The following is a 16,782-nucleotide window of genomic DNA, read 5'->3' on the forward strand; positions in this document are numbered from 1 at the left end:
GGTAGCGTTTAGGCGTCGCCCCGAACAGTTCCGGGCATGGACCCCGACTTCTCGCAACTCGACGAGTTCCTTGAGGACAGCGGCGTCGACGGCTACGCCTTCCACGACGACGACAGCGACTCCGACCTCTACTACCTCGCGGGCTTCGACGCACCGGACCCCTTCTTCGCCGTGTACACGCCCGCGCAGACCGGCGTGCTCGTCTCCCCGCTGGAGTACGGTCGCGCGAGCAAGGCGGCCCGCGCGGATGTCGTCGCCCGCCACTCGGACTACGACCTCCAGGCGAAACGGGAGGAGTACGGCCCGCGGGCGGCCAAAGAGCGCGTACTCGCCGAGTTCGTCGCGGACCTCGGTTGTGAGTCGCTGGCGGTCGGCGAGCGTTTCCCGGTGGGCACCGCGGACGCGCTCCGCAACCACGAGATCACCGTGGAACCGGACGAGGACAACGTCGTCGAGGACATCCGCGCGACGAAAACCGAGGCGGAAATCGAGCACATCCGCGAGGCACAGCGCGCGAACGAGGCGGCGATGGCGCGCGCCGAGGAACTCATCCGGGGTGCCGACCGCGAGGACGGCGTCCTCGTGCGTGACGACGGCCAGCCCCTGACCAGCGAGTACGTCCGCCAGGAGATCGAGATCGAGCTGCTGCGCCACGGCTGTGCGCTCGACGACACCATCGTGGCTGGCGGCGCGCAGGCCGCCGACGCCCACGAGCGCGGCAGCGGCCCGCTGCCCGCCGACGACCCTGTCGTCGTCGACATCTTCCCGCGGAGCAAGGACTCGAAGTACCACAGCGACATGACGCGGACGTTCGCCAACGGCGACCCGAGCGACGCCCACCGGGAGCGCTACGCGGTCACCCGGGCGGCCTTCGAGGCTGCGCTGGACGCCATCGAACCGGGCGTCACCGGCGAGGCGGTCAATCAGGCGGTCATCGACGTCTTCGACGACCACGGCTACCCGAACGTCTTCGCTGACCCCGACACCGAGTCCGGGTTCATCCACTCCACGGGCCACGGCGTCGGTCTCGACGTCCACGAGATGCCCGCCGTCTCTCAGGGCGGCGACGAACTCCACGCGGGCAACGTCATCACCATCGAGCCCGGCCTCTACGAGCCCGGCGAGGGCGGCGTCCGCATCGAGGACATCGTCGTCGTCACCGAGGACGGCTACGAGAACCTCACCGACTACGAGATCGCGCTGACCGACTGACACGGCCCCCGGTGGTCACTGCGTTACCGGCGTGATGACGATATCGCCGTCGTCGACGCTGACGGTGCCGCCGGTCTGCCTGACGATCCAGTAGACCACCCAGAGCCCGACCCCGGAGCTGTGCTTCAGGGGCGTTTCGGCTTGCCCGGACAGCACGCGCTGCTCCGCCTCCGGGATCCCAGGGCCGTTGTCGTGGACGCGAACGGCCAGGGGGTTGCCGGTCACCGACACCTCGACGCGCGGGGCGTCGGTCGGTGCGTGCTCGGCGGCGTTCGACAGCAGCTCACGGATCCCGAGTCGCAGCCGTTCGTCGACCGCCGCGTCCGCCTCGACGGTCACGACGACGGCGGTCTCGGCGTGGGCGTCCCGAACCGCCGTCGCCTCCGTGCGCACGATGTCGGCCACCGACTCCGTACCGGCGTCGCCGCGTGCGAGCGCATCGGCGAGCGCGCGCGACTTCTCGCTGGTCTCCAGCAACCCCGTCGCTGCGTCCTGGATCGCGGCGAGATCCGGTTCGTGCGTCGCCTGCCCCGCGGCGTCGTCCTCGTCGCCCAGCCTGGACTCGATGCGGTCGGCGCGCCCCAACACCACGTTCAGGGCGTTTCGCGTGTCGTGGCGGAGCACGCGCCGGAGCACGCGCAGCCGCTGGCTGTGGTCGCGGCGGTCGGTCACGTTGCGACACACCCAGACGTAGCCGTCAGCGACCGCGGTCATCGTGAGTTCCTGTGGGTACGTCGTGCCGTCCGCACCGCAGGCCGTCACGATCCCCTGCCACTGCTGTTGGTCGCCGTCGTCGAGGGCCACGAGTGCGTCCGCGATCGGTCCGTGGCTCTCGGACGGGTACAACGACTGCCAGGACTGTCCGCGGACGCGCTCCGCGTCCGTGCCGCCGGTGAACGACGCGTTGGCGTACTGGACGGTTTGCTCGGCGTCGTCGATCATTGCGATGCCGTCCATCGCGGAGTCAAGCGCCGCCATCAGTCGCGCCCGAGAGCGCCCCCGCCACCGGTCTCGCTCCGCGTACGTTCCCGCGACCGCGCCGCCGAGCGCGCCGAAGCTCGCGTGCTGGATCACCACGTGCTGGACCGTGATCGCGCCGTACGCGCCGGCCAACACCGCCCACAGGTCCAGCGCGAGCACGAGGCCAGCGCCGCCGACCGCCCACACGGCCACCGCGTCGCCACGCGGCACCGACGACGCGAGCAGCCAGAACCACAGCCCGTACCCGAACACCCCAAGTGTGGGGATGATCATTGCGGCGACGCGTACCGGGTGGTCGTAGTCGTCGTGTAACAGGAAGTGCGCCACGCTGGCTGCGGCGAGCACCGCGCCGAGCGCGGCGACCGCCCACTGTCGTTGGCGTGGCGGCGCGTCGATCCGCGGCATGTCGCCCAACACACCGAAACCGAACACCCCAACGGTGAAAAAAATCCCGCACCCGGCCGGATCGGGTGCGAACGCCTTTTAGCAGCCGGGACGCTACACTCGCGTCAATGGAGGTACTCGTTGTCGGGGCCGGCGCGGTCGGACGCTGGGTGGCTGAGACGGTCGCCGCGCCAGTGGCGTTCGCCGATACCGACCCACAGCGCGCCGTGGCCGCCGCCGACGCCACCGAGAACGCGCGCGCCGTCGCCGTGGACACGGCGGCGTCGTTCGCGGTCGTCGCGGTGGCGGTCCCGATGCGCGCTGCGGGCGCCGCGATCGACGCTCACGCCGCCGCCGCCGAGCGCGCCATCGTGGATTTCACGGGTGTGATGGACGAGCCGCTGGCGGCGATGGCCGCGGCGGGGCCGCCCGGCGTCGAGCGCGCGAGCTTTCACCCGCTGTTCGCGCCGGCGCACGCGCCGGGCCGCATCGCGGTGACCGACGGCGACGGCGGGCCGGCGGTCGACCGGCTTCGAGGCTGGCTCGCCGACGCCGGCAACGAGTTGGTTGAGGTTCCAGCCGCCGTCCACGACGACGCCATGGAGACCATCCAGGGGCGGACTCACGCCGCGATCCTGGCGTTCGCGCTGGCGGCCGACGACGTGCCGGACGCGCTCGCGACCCCGGTCTACGAGGAGCTATCGCGGCTCGCCGACCGGGTCACCGGTGGCACGCCGGGCGTGTACGCCGACATTCAATCGGCGTTCGGGGGGAGCCAGGAGGTCGCCGCTGCCGCCGACCGCATCGCGGCTGCGGCGGCCGGCGACGGTGACGCGTTCGCGGAGGTGTACGAGGATGCCAGTTGATCGCGGGGCGGTGCGGGACGCCGCGAAATACCTCCGTGGCGTTCGCCCCCTCGACCCGGCGGCGCTGCGCGAGTACGTCCCCGGGCAGCCCCACGAAGCCGTCGTGCGCCAGGTGCTCCGCGAGCAGGCCGCCGACCTGGGGATCATCGAGCGCGCCAACGGAACGTTCGTGGTGCCACCCGAGGAGCCAGTGGGGCCGCCGTTCAACGGCGTGAGTGCGCTCCCGGAGCGCTACGAGCGCGTGGTCGAGGCGGAGCTCACCGCGGCGTACGGCCCGGACTGGCACCGCGGGGACACCGGGGACAGCCTCCGAGAGACGATCCGCCGGTTCAAAGACGACTACTACCGCCGGAACCCCGTCGAGTACGACCGCGAGGTCGCGTTGGGGTACGCGGTCTACCATCTGGCGGGCTACTACGCGGCCGTCCAGTACGTGCTCGCGGGGCTTGCCCGTGATGGGCTGCTCGGCCACGACCTCCGTGTGCTGGACCTCGGCGCGGGGGTCGGCGGGCCGGCGGTGGGGCTGTTCGACTTCCTGCCCGACGAGGCGCTGGTGGAGTACCACGCCGTCGAGCCGAGCGCCGCCGCCGACGTGCTCGACGCACTGCTGGCCGAAACCCCGCGCAACGTCCACACGACGATCCACCGGGAGACCGCCGAGTCCTTCCAGCCGGACGGCGAGTACGACCTCGTGTTGGCGTGCTCGGTGCTCTCGGAGCTCGCCGACGCGGCGTCGGTCCTCCGGAAATACGCCGATGCGATGGCCGCCGACGGGACGGCTCTCGCGCTCGCGCCCGCGGACAAACACACGAGCACGCACCTCCGAGCGGTGGAGCGCGCCGTCGAGGACGACCCGTTTACCGTGTACGGGCCGACGCCGCGGCTCTGGCCGGATCGCCGGCCGACCGACAGCGGGTGGTCGTTCGACGAGCGGCCCGCGGTCGAGGTGCCCGCCGTGCAGTCGCGGCTCGCGGACGCCAGCCAGGACCCCGGGGAGTTCCGCCACACCGACGTGCGGTTCTCGTACTCGCTGTTGCGCCGCGACGACCGCCGCCGGCACGCCGTCGAGCTGTCCGGCGACCGCCTGCTCGCGCTGGGTGACGCCGACGACCGGGTGACCGATCGCGCCGACCTGCTCGTGGCCAAGCTCTCTCGGAACCTCGCCGGCGCGGACGCCAACCCCGTCTTCAGGGTGAGCGACGGCAGCCAGACGACGGACTGCTATGCCGTGCTGGTTCGACCGACGAGCCTGAACGGCGGCATCGAGGCCGCCGACTACGGCGACCTGGTGTCCATCGAGGACGCCCTCGTGCTCTGGAACGACGACGAGGACGCGTACAACCTGGTCGTCGACGAGGAGACGGTTGTCGACGCCGTCTGACGCCGGGCAGCGGCGGTGACTGCGACAGACCTTTTTACGGGCCGTCGGGATTACCAGTCATGACACTCGACGGGCTCGACGACCTCGACCGAACGATCCTACACGCACTCCAGCGGGACGCCAGAAGCACGTCCTCCCAGGACATCGCCGACGAAGCCGACGTATCGGCGAGCACCGTCCGCAACCGCATCGGACGCCTCGAAGAACGCGGGATTCTGACCGGCTACCACGCCGACGTGGACTACGAACAGGCGGGCTATCAGTTGTACACGCTCATCGTGTGTACGGCACCGGTGCCACAGCGTGAGGAGCTGGCGGCGGCGGCCGTCGACGTGCCCGGCGTGGTGCGCGTCGAAGAGGTGATGACCGGGACGGAGAACATCCACGTGTTCGCCGTCGGGGCCGACAGTGACGACCTCAGCCGGATCGGCCGCGATCTCGACGAGTTGGGCCTGGAGGTCGCCGATGAGGACCTCATCCGGAGCGTACACGCGGGACCGTTCGATGGGTTCTCGACACCGTCTGCAAACGATACTGAATAATATACTCTCTCTTTGGGACGGAATAGCAGATAATGCGGTTATTTTATATAGTTTTGTCCCCACCGATGGGATAGGCGGCGAACCCGGACCGACGCCGCACACCACCCATGCCCGACACCACAACCACGGCCGACACGCCGACACACGCACCGACGGCCGTCATCGGTGGCGGCCACACCGGCCACGAGGTCGCCACACGACTGCTCGCGTACGACTCCCCCGTCACACACATCACGACCAGCCCACCACCGGCCGACACACCGGACTCACTCACCGTCCACGTCGTTCCCGCCCTGGACGGCACCGCCCTCCGCGCCGTTCCTGGTGACCGGCCACACACGGTCGTCGTCATGTGCGTTGACGACGCCAACTCCCTGCTGGTCGCGCAACTCGCCCGCAGCCGGCTCGATCCCACCCACCTCATCGTCCACATCACCACACCGTCACGATCCCCCGCGTTCGAACGTCTCGACGCCGACATCATCACCACCCCGCACGCGCTCGCGGCCGCCACCGTCGACTCACACCCGGCCCCGCGAGCCAGCACCCACCACAGCAATGAAAACGCTTGAGCGAGACCTCGGCCTCGGCGCGGTGTTCGCGATCAGCGTCGGCGCAATGATCGGCAGCGGCATCTTCATCCTGCCGGCGCTCGCGCTCAAAATGGCCGGCCCGGCGGTCATCGTGGCGTACCTGCTGGCCGGCCTGCTCGTCGTCCCGGCCGCCCTCTCGAAATCCGAGATGGCGACCGCGATGCCGGAAGCCGGCGGCACCTACATCTACATCGAGCGCGGCATGGGGCCGCTTCTGGGCACCGTCGCCGGCGTCGGCACGTGGTTCTCGCTGTCGTTCAAAAGCGCGCTCGCACTCGTCGGCGGCGTCCCCTACCTCGTGTTGCTGTTCGACCTCCCCGTCCAACCCGTGGCGCTCGGGCTCGCGGCCCTCCTCATCGTCGTGAACCTGCTCGGTGCGAAACAGACCGGTCGGCTCCAAACCGTCATCGTCTCGCTCATGCTCGCCGCGCTGGGGTGGTTCGTCGCCGGCAGCGCCGGCCAGGTCCAGCAGGCGAACTTCCAGGGCTTTTTGACCGGCGGCTGGGAGGGGCTGCTGGCCGCCACCGGACTCGTGTTCGTCTCCTACGCGGGCGTCACGAAGGTCGCCAGCGTCGCCGAGGAGGTCGAAAACCCCGACCGGAACCTCCCGCTCGGCATCCTCGGCTCGCTTGCGTTCACCACGCTGCTGTACGTCGGCATCGTCGCCGTGATGGTCGGCGTCACGGACTCCGGTGCCGTCGCCGGCTCGGCCACCCCGGTCGCCGTGGCCGCCGACGCCACCCTCGGCACCGCCGGCGTCTACGCCGTCATCGCCGCCGCGGTGCTCGCGCTCGTCTCCACCGCCAACGCCGGCATCCTCTCCTCGTCGCGGTACCCGTTCGCGATGAGCCGCGACCAGCTCGCGCCACCGACGTTCGCCGAGATCCACGACCGCTTTGGCACACCGACGACGGCCATCACGCTCACCGGCGCGGTCGTCCTCGCGCTCATCGCGTTCGTCCCCATCCTCGACATCGCGAAGCTCGCCAGCGCCTTCCAGATCCTCGTGTTCGTGCTCGTGAACCTCGCGCTGGTCGCGTTCCGCACCGGCACCACCGACTACGACCCCGACTTCGAGTCGCCGCTGTACCCCTGGATGCAGGGCTTCGGCGTGCTCAGTGGGCTGGCGTTGCTCACGCAGATGGGGTGGGTCCCGATCGCCGGCGCGGCCGTCATCACGCTCGGCAGCGTCGTCTGGTACCGCGTCTACGCCCGGCCTCGCGTCCGCCGCGAGGGCGCTGCGACGGACGTGGTGCGACGGCGGCTGGGCCGCGATGTGCTGACCGAGACCGAAGCCCTCGTCGACGCCACCGGGGCCGAGGCGGGTGGCCCAGAGGTACTGGTCGCGCTCACCCGTGAGGCCAGCGCCGACCGCGAGCGCGCGCTGCTCTCGCTGGCTGCTGACCGCGCCCGAAACGAGGACGGGCAGGTCGTCGTCGTCCGGTTCGACGAGGTGCCCGATCAAGCACCCCTCGACCACGCCGCCGACGTGCAGTCGCCGGCCGACGTACGCTTCGAGGAGCGCACCGAAGGGCTCTCCACGGAGTTCGACGTCGACATCACGTACGGCGAAGTCGTCAGCCACGACACCAAACGCGCCATCCTGAACGTCGCCGAGCAGCGCAGCGTCGACACGGTTGTCGCCGAGCACGAGCGACTGCGGCTGCGTTCGCGGCTGCTCGGCGACCCCATCGACTGGGTGGTGCGACACGCCCCCTGTGACGTGTTGCTCGTCGAGAACCGGGGCTACGACGCCCCACAGAACGTCGTGCTTGAGGGCGACGGCGGCCCCTACGATCCCGCGACCGTCGCCGTCGCCGACGCAGTCGCCGGCGCAGCCGGCGGCACCGTGACCCTCCAGTTCCCGCTGTCCGCGGACCACCCGGACAAACGCCAGGAGACCGTCCACGCCTACCAGGACGAGCTCGCCGGCCTGCTGTCGGCACCGGTCAGAACCGCCGACCTCCGGGCGGACGGCGGCGACCAGACCGCCCCCGACCTGGTCGTCCGGACGGGCGCTCACCGCCGCGTCCGAGGCGGCCGCGGCAGCCACACCCAGACCGCCGCCGACTGCACCGAACTCACGGTCTACCCCCACGAGTCCCGCCAGCCAGGTCTGCTGCGGCGGCTCGCCGAACGACTCGTGTTCTGACCCACCGGGCCGCCCCGCAGCCACTGCCCGCCGCTTCCCGAAACGCTCTTTCGCCGTCGCGCCGACGGCTACACGATGGACGCCGACGAGCCCGAGATTCTCGTGACGAACGACGATGGTATCGACGCACCGGGCATCCGCGCCCTCGCCGACGGCCTCGACGCGGTTGGCAACGTCACCGTCGTCGCGCCCGCGGACAACCAAAGCGCGACGGGGCGCGCGATGTCCCAGGAGGTCGCCGTCCACGACCACGACCTCGGATACGCCGTCGAGGGGACGCCCGCGGACTGCGTGGTCGCCGGGCTGGAGGCGCTCGGCCCGTACCCCGACCTCGTGGTGTCGGGCGTGAACGAGGGCGGGAACCTCGGGATGTACGTCCTCGGGCGCTCGGGCACCGTCAGTGCGGCCGTCGAAGCGGCGTTCTTCGGCGTGCCCGCGATCGCAGTCTCGATGTACATGCGCGAGGAGCAGTTCGGCGAGCCGACCGCAGTCGCCGACTACGAGCACGCCGTCGACGCCACCACACACCTCGCACACGACGCCGTCACCGACGGCATCTTCGACACCGCTGACTACCTGAACGTCAACGCCCCCCACCCGGACGCCGACGCCACCGGCGATATGGTGGTCACCCGTCCCTCCCACGCCTACGATATGACCGCCGCCCAGACCGGCGACACGGTCACGCTGTACGACCGCCTCTGGGAGGCGATGGCCGCCGGCGACATCCACGACCCCGACGGCACCGACCGCCGCGCCGTCCTCGACGGCCACGTCTCCGTCTCGCCGCTGACCGCCCCGCACTCGACGGAACACCACGACGCACTCGACGGGATCGCCACGGAGTTCTGAGGCGCGTCAGTCGATCCGGCAGTCCCGCAGCATCGCCGCCGCGTCGACGCGGTCGGCGGTGTTCGTGGGTGCCCCGTCGAACCAGCCGGCCCGCTGGATTTCGCCGCTGTGCGCTCCGAGGTCGTCGCCGAACTCGGTCGCGGAGCGCGGCGACAGCGCTGTCCATGGCTGGCGTACGACTGGTTGGTGGCAAAAACCTGCCGCCACCGTCGGGCCAGCGCACCCCCAGCGGGGTGGTCGGGCTACCGCGTCTCCCGCTGCTCGATTTTGTTCAACTCGATGAGCAGCCGGAACACCGCCTTCACGAGGTTGTCGTCGACGCCGAACGCCGCGGCGTTCTCGCCGGCGCGCTCCATCACTGCGTCCTCCTGGGACTCGTCGGTCGTCGACAGCCCCTGCTCGGCTTTCACGTCGGCGATGGTCTCGGCGACGTACGTGCGTCGCGCGATCAGATCCACGATCTCGCGGTCGATGCTCTCGATCTCCGCGCGGAGTTCGTCCAATGTCATGTCGTCCGGGCCCCGGCCAGTTGCGTCGTCGTCTCCCTGACCGTCCCGGGGTTCTCGTGCCATCGTGTGCTCACCTCCTCGATGCCGTCCTCGTCGCCGACCGCGACGTAGCTGGGGCCGGTGCCGGACAGCGACACACCGGCGGCGTGTGGGAGCGCCGTGACCGCGGGCGCGGTCGGGAAGTCAAGGGCGGCACAGAACGCCAGACCGTTGACCGTCATCGCGGTGCCGTAGTCGCCGGCCGCCGCGAGCGCCGCGACGTGCTCGGCAAGTCCCGAAACGCGCTCGCACCGCGCCACGTCGGCGTCCGCGGAGTACGCGCGCTCGGGGGGCGTCCAGACGGCGGCGTGCCACTCGACCGCGTCGCGGAACAGGAGGTCGTCCTCGCGGTTGTCGGTCATCGCCACCCCGCCGAGCATGCTTGCCGCCGCGTCGTCGAACGCGCCGGTCACCGTCACGCCCGCGTCTCGGGCGGCCTGCACGCCGAGCCGCGCGGCCTCGATCCGCGGGACGCTCTCCGCAACGCCCAGCGCGTCCAGCGTCGCCAGCACGGTGGCGTTGGCCGCTGCACTGGAGCTTTTCAATCCGGCGGCCAGTGGCACCTCGCTTTCGGTGCGGACGTGGCCACCCTGCCCGTCACCGTAGCGGTCGATCACGCGCGAGACGCAGCGCTCGATGAGCGCGGTGTCGGCCTCGGGGTGGCCTGCGATCTCCCCGCTAACGCCGCTTTCCGACGGCGTCACCGAAACGGACGCTTCGGTGTCGATGTCCAGCGCGAACGCCGCCCCGACGCCGGTCGCCAGGGCGTTCAGAACCGTGCCGGCGGCCGGTGCCACCGCGCGCCCGTCCATGCCCACGCCTGGGGGCCGCCGTACTTGGTGTTGGCGCTCCGCGCAAACCGCGGGCTTTTCGGTGGGTCGGCGGCTACACGAACCCACGAATGAGCGCCCGCAACGACATTGCGCCGAGCACGCTCGGCGTTGAACTGGCCGAAGAGGGCGTCTACGTCGAATACACTGACGGGCGGGAAGCCTTCTACAACGGCGTCCCGGAACCCATCGAGGGCACGCTGCACACCAATCCGGGGAAGGACGTCCACGTGCTGGTCACCGACCCCACGGAAACCGAGGGCGTGCTGGTGTACGTCAACGACCTGAAAACCCACGACGAGATCCTGGAGTCAACCGGCGTCGGCCGCCTGCTGCTCGACCCCGGCGAACGCGAGGAGCTGTTCCCGGGGGTCACCGTGCAGGCCGACGGCTACGCGATCGACATCGACGCCGACCCCGAGACCGCTCGGGGCCGCGTGTTCGTGTTCGCCGAGGACGAACTCTCCGAGTACGCCTACGAGATCGTCGGCCCGGCGTGACTACCGCAGGTACGGTGGGTCCTCGGCGGTGCAGTTGGCTTCGTGTTGCTGAGCGTCGGCATCGATGTCGAACACCAACCCACACTCCTCACAGCGGTACCACGTCGCCTCGTCGCGGGTTGTCTCTTCGACCATACGTCGCGTCTCGTCGCGAGCGCTAAAAACCGTTTTCCCGGTCGAGCAGGCGGTCGTAGACGCTGCCCGGGTCGTTCGGCGCGGCGGGCCGGTCCCACGAATCCAGGAGGCGGCCGTCCCGGACAACCGTCAGCGTCGCGTAGTCGTCCGCGAACGCGTTGAGGTGATGGGTGGACGCAACGACCGTGTGCTCGGCGCTGTATCGCGTGACCGTGTCCACCAGCCGTCGCCGCGTCGCCGGGTCCAGGTCGGCCAGCGGCTCGTCCAACAACAGGGCGTCGGGCCGCTTCAACAGCGCAAGCGCGAGATCCAGTTTCTTCTGGAACCCCCCGGAGAGTGCGCCCGCCGTCCGCCCGGCCACCGGATCGAGGCGCAGTTGATCGACCAGCGACGCCCGCCACTCGTCGGTCGCCCCCGCGAGCGCGCCGAACACGTCGAGGTTCTCCGCGACCGTGAGGTCCGCGTAGACGTTCGGCGTCTGGAACGCGACGCCCAGCGACTCGGGCACGGTGACGCTGCCGCTGTCGTGTCGTGTGAGCCCCGCAAGCACGCGCAGGAGGGTCGTCTTCCCCGAGCCGTTCGGCCCGGCCAAGCAGTGCAACCCCTCGTCCCAGGCGACTGAGACCGCCGCCAGTGCAGTCGTTTCGCCGTACGTCTTCGTGAGGTCCGTGGCTGTGATCACGGTCAGGCCCTCCGTTCGTACAGTTCGATTGTGCCCCCGGCCACCAACGCCGCCACGCCGACCGCGGCGACCAGGCCACCCAGCCAGTCGGCGTACGTGCTGATGGGTTGCCCGCGGAGCACGAGGCCGCGGACCGTGACCACCGCGTAATGCGTCGGCACCTGTCGAACCACCCACCGGCGGGCGGGCGAGAAGAACCCCACGGGGTACACCACCCCGGAGAACCCGAGCACGAACAGCAACACCAGCAGGTTGAGGATGCGCCCCCAAACGCCGAACCCGGCGAGCAACTGGATGGCAACCGCCACCAGCCCCAACAACAGGAACGTCACCACGACGACGGCCAGCGTCGCCACTCCCAACACGGACACCGAACCGCCGATCACGGCGGTGACGGCGTCGAACACGACCAAGGGTACGACCAGCAGCGCCGCGAAAAACAGGAGCTTGCTCGCGACGACCGCGTACAGGCTGGTCTCCACACGCAGCCGATCCAGCACGGCCGCCTCCGCCTCGAACGTCTGTGGGAGGTAGCCCAACGCCACGATGGCGGTCAACGACACCACGAACGACGGCACGAGGTACGTCGACAACGAGTACTGGGTGCCGACGAACTCCCGGGACACGGTCACGTCGCGGGGAATTGCGGTGCCCAGTCCGGACTGCAGCAGGCGCACGATGGCCCGCGACGGCTCGTGGTACGGCACGACGCTGCCGTCGATGTAGACCGTGAACGCGGCCGCGCCGCGCGCCGAGTCGGCGAGCGCGGGCGGCACGGAGACGACGGCGTACACCTGCTCGCGGCCGAGCGCGGTCAGTGCGTCTGCCCGAGACTGGTAGATCACGGGATCACTGAACACCGTGACAGCCGCCCGCGCGACGCGCAGATCGTCCCCGGTGACGGCCGCCGTCCGTGGTGCGACTGCGATCGGCGCGTCGGTCGGTAATACGTGCTGAAAGCCCACCGTGACGTACGCGAACACCGCCGGCAGCACGACGAAAACAGCCGCAAGCGCGAGCAGCTTGTGTCGTCCCCATCGGAGTTCCTTCCCGAGCAGGGACGGGACGTCCATCTATGGGCGCGCCACTGACGCGGCGGACGAGTTGTCGAGCGTTGTCGTGTTGTCCGCCGTTTCGTTCGTCCCGAACGCCGCCTCGATCCGCGACTCGATGGTGTCCGCGGATTCGGCGTACGTGACGATGACCGTGTTTCCGTCCTGTTCGATCGAGCCCGCCTCGAACGACGGCCGCAGCTCTTCGGGGCTCACGCTGGCGTACAGCGACCGCGTCCCGTCGATGAGATCGTAGGCCCGCTCCGCGCTGTCCTCGGAGTCGGCGATGACGTGTTCCGTGGATGTGATGTCACCGTCGTCGGTGCCGAACGACACCGCGGTGTACTCGATGCCGCTCACCGCCGAGAGGTTGACCGGCGCGTTCTCGGCGACGCGCTCGTATCCAAGCAAGCTGTCGGAGCCGTTGGGTGCGGACAGCGCGTACTGTACGTAGCTGCCGCCGTTGACGCCCTCGAAGGCGCTTCTGAGGTCGCCCTCCAGGTGGTCGGCGTCGCCGCTGCGCACGTCGAGCATGCTCTCGACGCTGTCGCGGTCACCGACCACGAACTCGCCGTCACCGAGCGCGGCCAACACGTTGTCGAACCCGCCCAGCGAGTCGTCGCTGTACACCGTGACGTTCCCGTACGTTCCCTCGTTGAGCGTCGTGTCCGTCGACGACTCGATGGCGTTGACCATCCCGGATTCGTCGTACGTCGTCGACAGCAATGCCGCCCCGCTGCTGGTGCCGGGCTGCGTGGTCGCAGTCGACGCCGTGAACATCGTCATGTTCTGGATCTTTCGCGGGTTGATATCGGTGGCCTCCTCGAAGTCGTCGAGCATCGACGACACGTCACTCGGGGCACTCGGGCCGAGGTCGGCCTCGGCCAGCGTCGTGTTCGTCACCGATCGGAGATCCGTGTCAGTTCGCATGCCAGCGACATCGACGTACGCGACGTACTCAGCGGACGCCGGGACGCTGTCGAGTTTCGCGTTCGTTGTGGTGGCATCGGCGCTCGATCCACCGGGCATACCGGTACACCCAGCGGCAACCAGCAGCACTGCGAGCCCGACGGCTAACAGTGCAGTTCGTGGGACGTGGAGGTCGCGTACCATGGTCGTGCGTACTCCCAGGCCACTTGAATAGTTTGTGACCTGTGTTTGGTGTGACTCCCGTTCCCGCGGTGTGATGGCTCCCGCTACCAGAACGCCTTGGTGCGCGCGTACTCGCGCTCGCGCTCGAGGATGTCCCGGTAGAACTCCGCCTCCGTCTCCCGGTGGCGGTTGATGACGCGGGCGGCGTTCCGGGGGCCGACGCCGCGCGCCGACAACGCGATCACGGCCCGCTTCCCGTGGCTCTGCACGATGCTGGCGTTCCGGTACGCGCGCTGTGTCCGGTCGTCCTGCTCGTCGTCCTTGTCGTCGGCACGCACCGCCGTTATCACCTCATCCGCCCACGGCGACAGCGCCGCGATCCGCGTTGACCCACACCGGGGGCACTCCGGCTGGTCGGTGACCCGACGGACCATCGTCTCGTGGCTCCAGTCGGCGCAATGCACGCAGAACAGCTTCACGCGGTCGTCCTGGATGCGGTCTTTGATCGTCTGCACGACGCTGGCGTCGGCGTGCTCCGGCGTGAGCAACTCCGTTCCCGCCGACCGGCCGCCGGCCCCCACGGCCGTGCGCTCGCCCACGATCTCGACGCCGAGCTCGCCGGACTGCACGCGCGCGAGCACGTCGCTGGCGCGCGCCACGTCCAGCGTGGTGTGGAACACCTCCCGGATCGCCTCCTCGTAGACGGGCGTATCTTCAAGCGCCCCCAGCAGCCGGGACAGCCCCACGCCGTCCCGCCCCTTCCAGCGCTTGAGCGCGCCGAACTTCGCGGCGACCTGTGCGAGCGTGAACTTCAGCGTCTCGGACTGTTTCAGGCTGAGTTCGAGCAACCCGGCCACGTGATCGGGGTCGGTGTCGCGCAACACCGCCACGACGTCCGTGGCGCTCACCCGGCTCGGGACCTCCAACTCGATGCGGTACGGGCCCGCGTCCAGCCCCACCGACGACCCCGTCTGCTGACCGAGCAGCGCCGACACCAGCCGCCCCAACGTCTCGTTGACTTCGTGCCCGAAGCACGCGTTCACCACCACCGTCGAGCCGGCCTGCTCGACGACGATCCGCTCGGCGCTCGGCACGGGCGCGTCCTGCTCGGTCACGTGGCGGGCCATCCGGTCGAGCGCGCTGCCGGCGGTCCGGTGGGTGGTCGGATACCTCGCCGCCACGTCTCTCGCCACCGCATCCTTGGGCGTCCCGGTGCCGAGCTGCCGGCCGCCCGTCGCCCGCATCCCACCGACTGCCTGCGCGACCGCGTACGGCACCGGGATCTCTTGGCCCGTCCAGGACGGCACCTCGCCCGCTGGGTCCTCGATGGGCGAGACCTCCACCTGCTGGTCGTCCTCGTCGATGTTCGTGATGCGCCACATCTCGCCGCGCTGCACGAACGTCGCGCCCGGCTCCGCGAAGTTCACCACGAACCGCTCGTCGAGCGTGCCGACCTGCCGGCCGCCGGCCATGTCGTACACCTCGTAGGTCTCCTCGTCGGGGATCATCGAGAGGTTCGCGTAGTAGTACTGCCACGTCCCCCCGGACGTCGAGATGGTGTCGTCGTCCTCATCGACGTACACCACGCGGTTCCGGTGGAGCTCCATCGCCACCGCCCGGAACGTCTCCTCGGTGAGCTGCTTGAACGGATACGCGCGCGTGATGATGTTGTACGCGTGCCAGGCTTCGGTCTCCCCGACATCCATCACGACGCCGACGATCTGGTTCGCAACAGTGTCGAGGCTGCCGTGATGAACCTGGGTGTCCTCGACGGCGCCATCGTTGGCCCGGTCTGCGACCGCCAGCGCCTCCAGGGTGTCGTCGGTGCTGCCCGTGATGACGGTGCCCTCGCTAACCGCGTCCCGGCTGTGACCTGCCCGCCCCACGCGTTGGAGCAGGCGCTTGACCCCCCGGGGCGAGTTGTACTGCACCACGTGGTCGATCCCGCCCACGTCGATCCCGAGCTCCATCGAGGACGTGCACAGCAGGCCGTCGAGTTCGCCGGATTTGAAGCGGTCCTCGACGTCGATACGGGCGTCTTTCGACAGCGAGCCGTGGTGCACGCCGATGTCCGCGTCCAGCTCCTTGAACCGCGACCCCAGCGCCTCCGCGGTCTGGCGGGTGTTCACGAAGATCAACACCGAGTCGTGGCGGTCGACGATCTCCCGGATCGCGCGGACGTGGCTGGCCATCGCCGGCGTGGTCAGCAGTTCGCTCGCCAACCGCTCGTCGGCGTCCGTGACGGCCGGCTCCCGCACCTCGAACGACACGTTCGACGTCACGTCGACTTCGATGATCTCACACCCCCGGCCGCCGGTGAGAAACGCCCCGATCTCGTGGGGATCCCCGACCGTCGCCGACAGCCCGATCCGCTGGACGCGCCCGGCCACCTCCACGAGGCGTTCAAGCCCGATCGCCAGCTGCGCGCCGCGCTTCGCGCCCGCCAGCTCGTGGACCTCGTCGACGACGACGTGCTCGACGTCTGCAAGTCCATCCCGGAGCGTCGACCCGGTCAGCATCGCCTGCAGGGTCTCCGGCGTGGTCACCAGCACGTCCGGCGGATCGGTGGCCTGCTGTCGGCGCTGGTAGTCCGTCGTGTCCCCGTGTCGCACGTCGACTTCCAGGCCCAGCGTCTCCCCCCACCAGTCCAGGCGCTCGCGCATGTCCCGGTTCAGCGCCCGCAGCGGCGTCACGTACAGCGCACCGAACCCGTCGGGCGGCCCGCCGTCTGAGACGAGCGCGTCGAAGACGGGCAGCATCGCCGTCTCCGTCTTCCCGGTCCCCGTCGGGGCGACGACCAACCCGTTTCGCCCGTCCGCGAGCGCGGGCACCGCGCGACGTTGGGGCTCCGTTGGCGTGGTGAACCCGCGCTCGGAGAGCGCGTTCCGGACCTCGCTGCCGAGGTGAGTGAACGCGTCCATCCGGCCACCACCGGTCTCCGACATACTGGCGTAGTCGTACGGTTGGCGCGCGAATAAGC

Annotated in this window: 17 protein-coding genes; 8 read left to right on the forward strand and 9 right to left on the reverse strand. The window is 69.9% G+C overall.

Going from position 1 to position 16,782, the window contains the following annotated elements:
* Positions 1-36: 36 nt before the first annotated feature.
* Positions 37-1,212, forward strand: a complete 1,176-nt coding sequence (locus JT689_RS06360) for a Xaa-Pro peptidase family protein (RefSeq protein ID WP_205251819.1) — start codon at positions 37-39, stop codon at positions 1,210-1,212.
* A 15-nt stretch (positions 1,213-1,227) separates the two neighbouring features.
* Here the strand turns inward: JT689_RS06360 and JT689_RS06365 are convergent, their stop codons facing one another.
* Positions 1,228-2,598 carry a PAS domain-containing sensor histidine kinase gene (locus tag JT689_RS06365; RefSeq protein ID WP_205251820.1) on the reverse strand — a complete coding sequence of 457 codons (1,371 nt, stop codon included), beginning with the start codon at positions 2,596-2,598 and terminating at the stop codon, positions 1,228-1,230.
* Positions 2,599-2,705: 107 nt separating this feature from the next.
* Between JT689_RS06365 and JT689_RS06370 the strand changes: the two genes are divergently transcribed.
* The 6 genes from JT689_RS06370 (at position 2,706) to surE (ending at position 8,963) form a co-directional block, all read left to right on the forward strand.
* On the forward strand, positions 2,706-3,443 hold the full coding sequence (locus tag JT689_RS06370) for a prephenate dehydrogenase/arogenate dehydrogenase family protein (protein ID WP_205251821.1): 738 nt from the start codon (positions 2,706-2,708) through the stop codon (positions 3,441-3,443).
* Positions 3,433-4,824, forward strand: coding sequence for a class I SAM-dependent methyltransferase (locus tag JT689_RS06375; RefSeq protein WP_136361443.1), 1,392 nt, complete (start codon positions 3,433-3,435; stop codon positions 4,822-4,824). Before JT689_RS06370 ends, JT689_RS06375 begins: the two co-directional genes overlap by 11 nt.
* Positions 4,825-4,883: 59 nt before the next feature.
* On the forward strand, positions 4,884-5,366 hold the full coding sequence (locus JT689_RS06380) for an Lrp/AsnC family transcriptional regulator (RefSeq protein ID WP_010902895.1): 483 nt from the start codon (positions 4,884-4,886) through the stop codon (positions 5,364-5,366).
* Between the two features lie 107 nt (positions 5,367-5,473).
* Positions 5,474-5,938: an NAD-binding protein gene (locus JT689_RS06385; protein ID WP_136361444.1), complete on the forward strand. Its 465-nt coding sequence runs from the start codon at positions 5,474-5,476 to the stop codon at positions 5,936-5,938.
* Positions 5,925-8,111 (forward strand): amino acid permease, encoded by a 2,187-nt coding sequence (locus tag JT689_RS06390; RefSeq protein ID WP_136361445.1) that lies wholly within the window; start codon positions 5,925-5,927, stop codon positions 8,109-8,111. Before JT689_RS06385 ends, JT689_RS06390 begins: the two co-directional genes overlap by 14 nt.
* Positions 8,112-8,186: 75 nt before the next feature.
* The gene (surE, locus tag JT689_RS06395) at positions 8,187-8,963 is read left to right on the forward strand and encodes a 5'/3'-nucleotidase SurE (RefSeq protein ID WP_136361446.1); all 777 of its coding nucleotides are present in this window, start codon (positions 8,187-8,189) and stop codon (positions 8,961-8,963) included.
* 6 nt (positions 8,964-8,969) lie between these two features.
* Here surE and JT689_RS06400 read toward each other — a convergent pair whose 3' ends face one another.
* The 3 genes from JT689_RS06400 to JT689_RS06410 are packed head-to-tail and all read right to left on the reverse strand — an operon-like array spanning position 8,970 to position 10,323.
* The gene (locus JT689_RS06400) at positions 8,970-9,170 is read right to left on the reverse strand and encodes a hypothetical protein (RefSeq protein ID WP_049892504.1); all 201 of its coding nucleotides are present in this window, start codon (positions 9,168-9,170) and stop codon (positions 8,970-8,972) included.
* Between the two features lie 35 nt (positions 9,171-9,205).
* On the reverse strand, positions 9,206-9,535 hold the full coding sequence (locus tag JT689_RS06405) for a chorismate mutase (protein WP_012289297.1): 330 nt from the start codon (positions 9,533-9,535) through the stop codon (positions 9,206-9,208).
* Positions 9,469-10,323 (reverse strand): shikimate kinase, encoded by an 855-nt coding sequence (locus tag JT689_RS06410; RefSeq protein ID WP_136361447.1) that lies wholly within the window; start codon positions 10,321-10,323, stop codon positions 9,469-9,471. The genes JT689_RS06405 and JT689_RS06410 overlap by 67 nt, the downstream gene beginning before the upstream one ends.
* Before the next feature lie 89 nt (positions 10,324-10,412).
* Between JT689_RS06410 and JT689_RS06415 the strand changes: the two genes are divergently transcribed.
* Positions 10,413-10,841, forward strand: coding sequence for a DUF5796 family protein (locus JT689_RS06415; RefSeq protein ID WP_010902902.1), 429 nt, complete (start codon positions 10,413-10,415; stop codon positions 10,839-10,841).
* On the opposite strand, the gene JT689_RS12430 is transcribed toward JT689_RS06415, so the two are convergent.
* The 5 genes from JT689_RS12430 to JT689_RS06435 form a co-directional block, all read right to left on the reverse strand.
* Positions 10,842-10,976: a hypothetical protein gene (locus tag JT689_RS12430; protein WP_012289298.1), complete on the reverse strand. Its 135-nt coding sequence runs from the start codon at positions 10,974-10,976 to the stop codon at positions 10,842-10,844.
* Between the two features lie 22 nt (positions 10,977-10,998).
* Positions 10,999-11,658 carry an ABC transporter ATP-binding protein gene (locus JT689_RS06420; protein ID WP_136361448.1) on the reverse strand — a complete coding sequence of 220 codons (660 nt, stop codon included), beginning with the start codon at positions 11,656-11,658 and terminating at the stop codon, positions 10,999-11,001.
* Between the two features lie 2 nt (positions 11,659-11,660).
* The gene (locus JT689_RS06425) at positions 11,661-12,731 is read right to left on the reverse strand and encodes an ABC transporter permease (protein ID WP_136361449.1); all 1,071 of its coding nucleotides are present in this window, start codon (positions 12,729-12,731) and stop codon (positions 11,661-11,663) included.
* Complete coding sequence (locus JT689_RS06430; protein ID WP_229373426.1) at positions 12,732-13,739, reverse strand: hypothetical protein; 1,008 nt, start codon at positions 13,737-13,739, stop codon at positions 12,732-12,734. It lies immediately after the preceding gene.
* A 167-nt stretch (positions 13,740-13,906) separates the two neighbouring features.
* A complete protein-coding gene (locus JT689_RS06435) occupies positions 13,907-16,747 on the reverse strand; it encodes a DEAD/DEAH box helicase (RefSeq protein WP_136361451.1) in 2,841 nt (946 codons plus the stop codon).
* Between the last annotated feature and the right edge of the window lie 35 nt (positions 16,748-16,782).

Origin of the sequence: Halobacterium sp. GSL-19 (assembly GCF_016917855.1) — an archaeon.
In the GTDB taxonomy this organism is placed as follows: domain Archaea; phylum Halobacteriota; class Halobacteria; order Halobacteriales; family Halobacteriaceae; genus Halobacterium; species Halobacterium salinarum.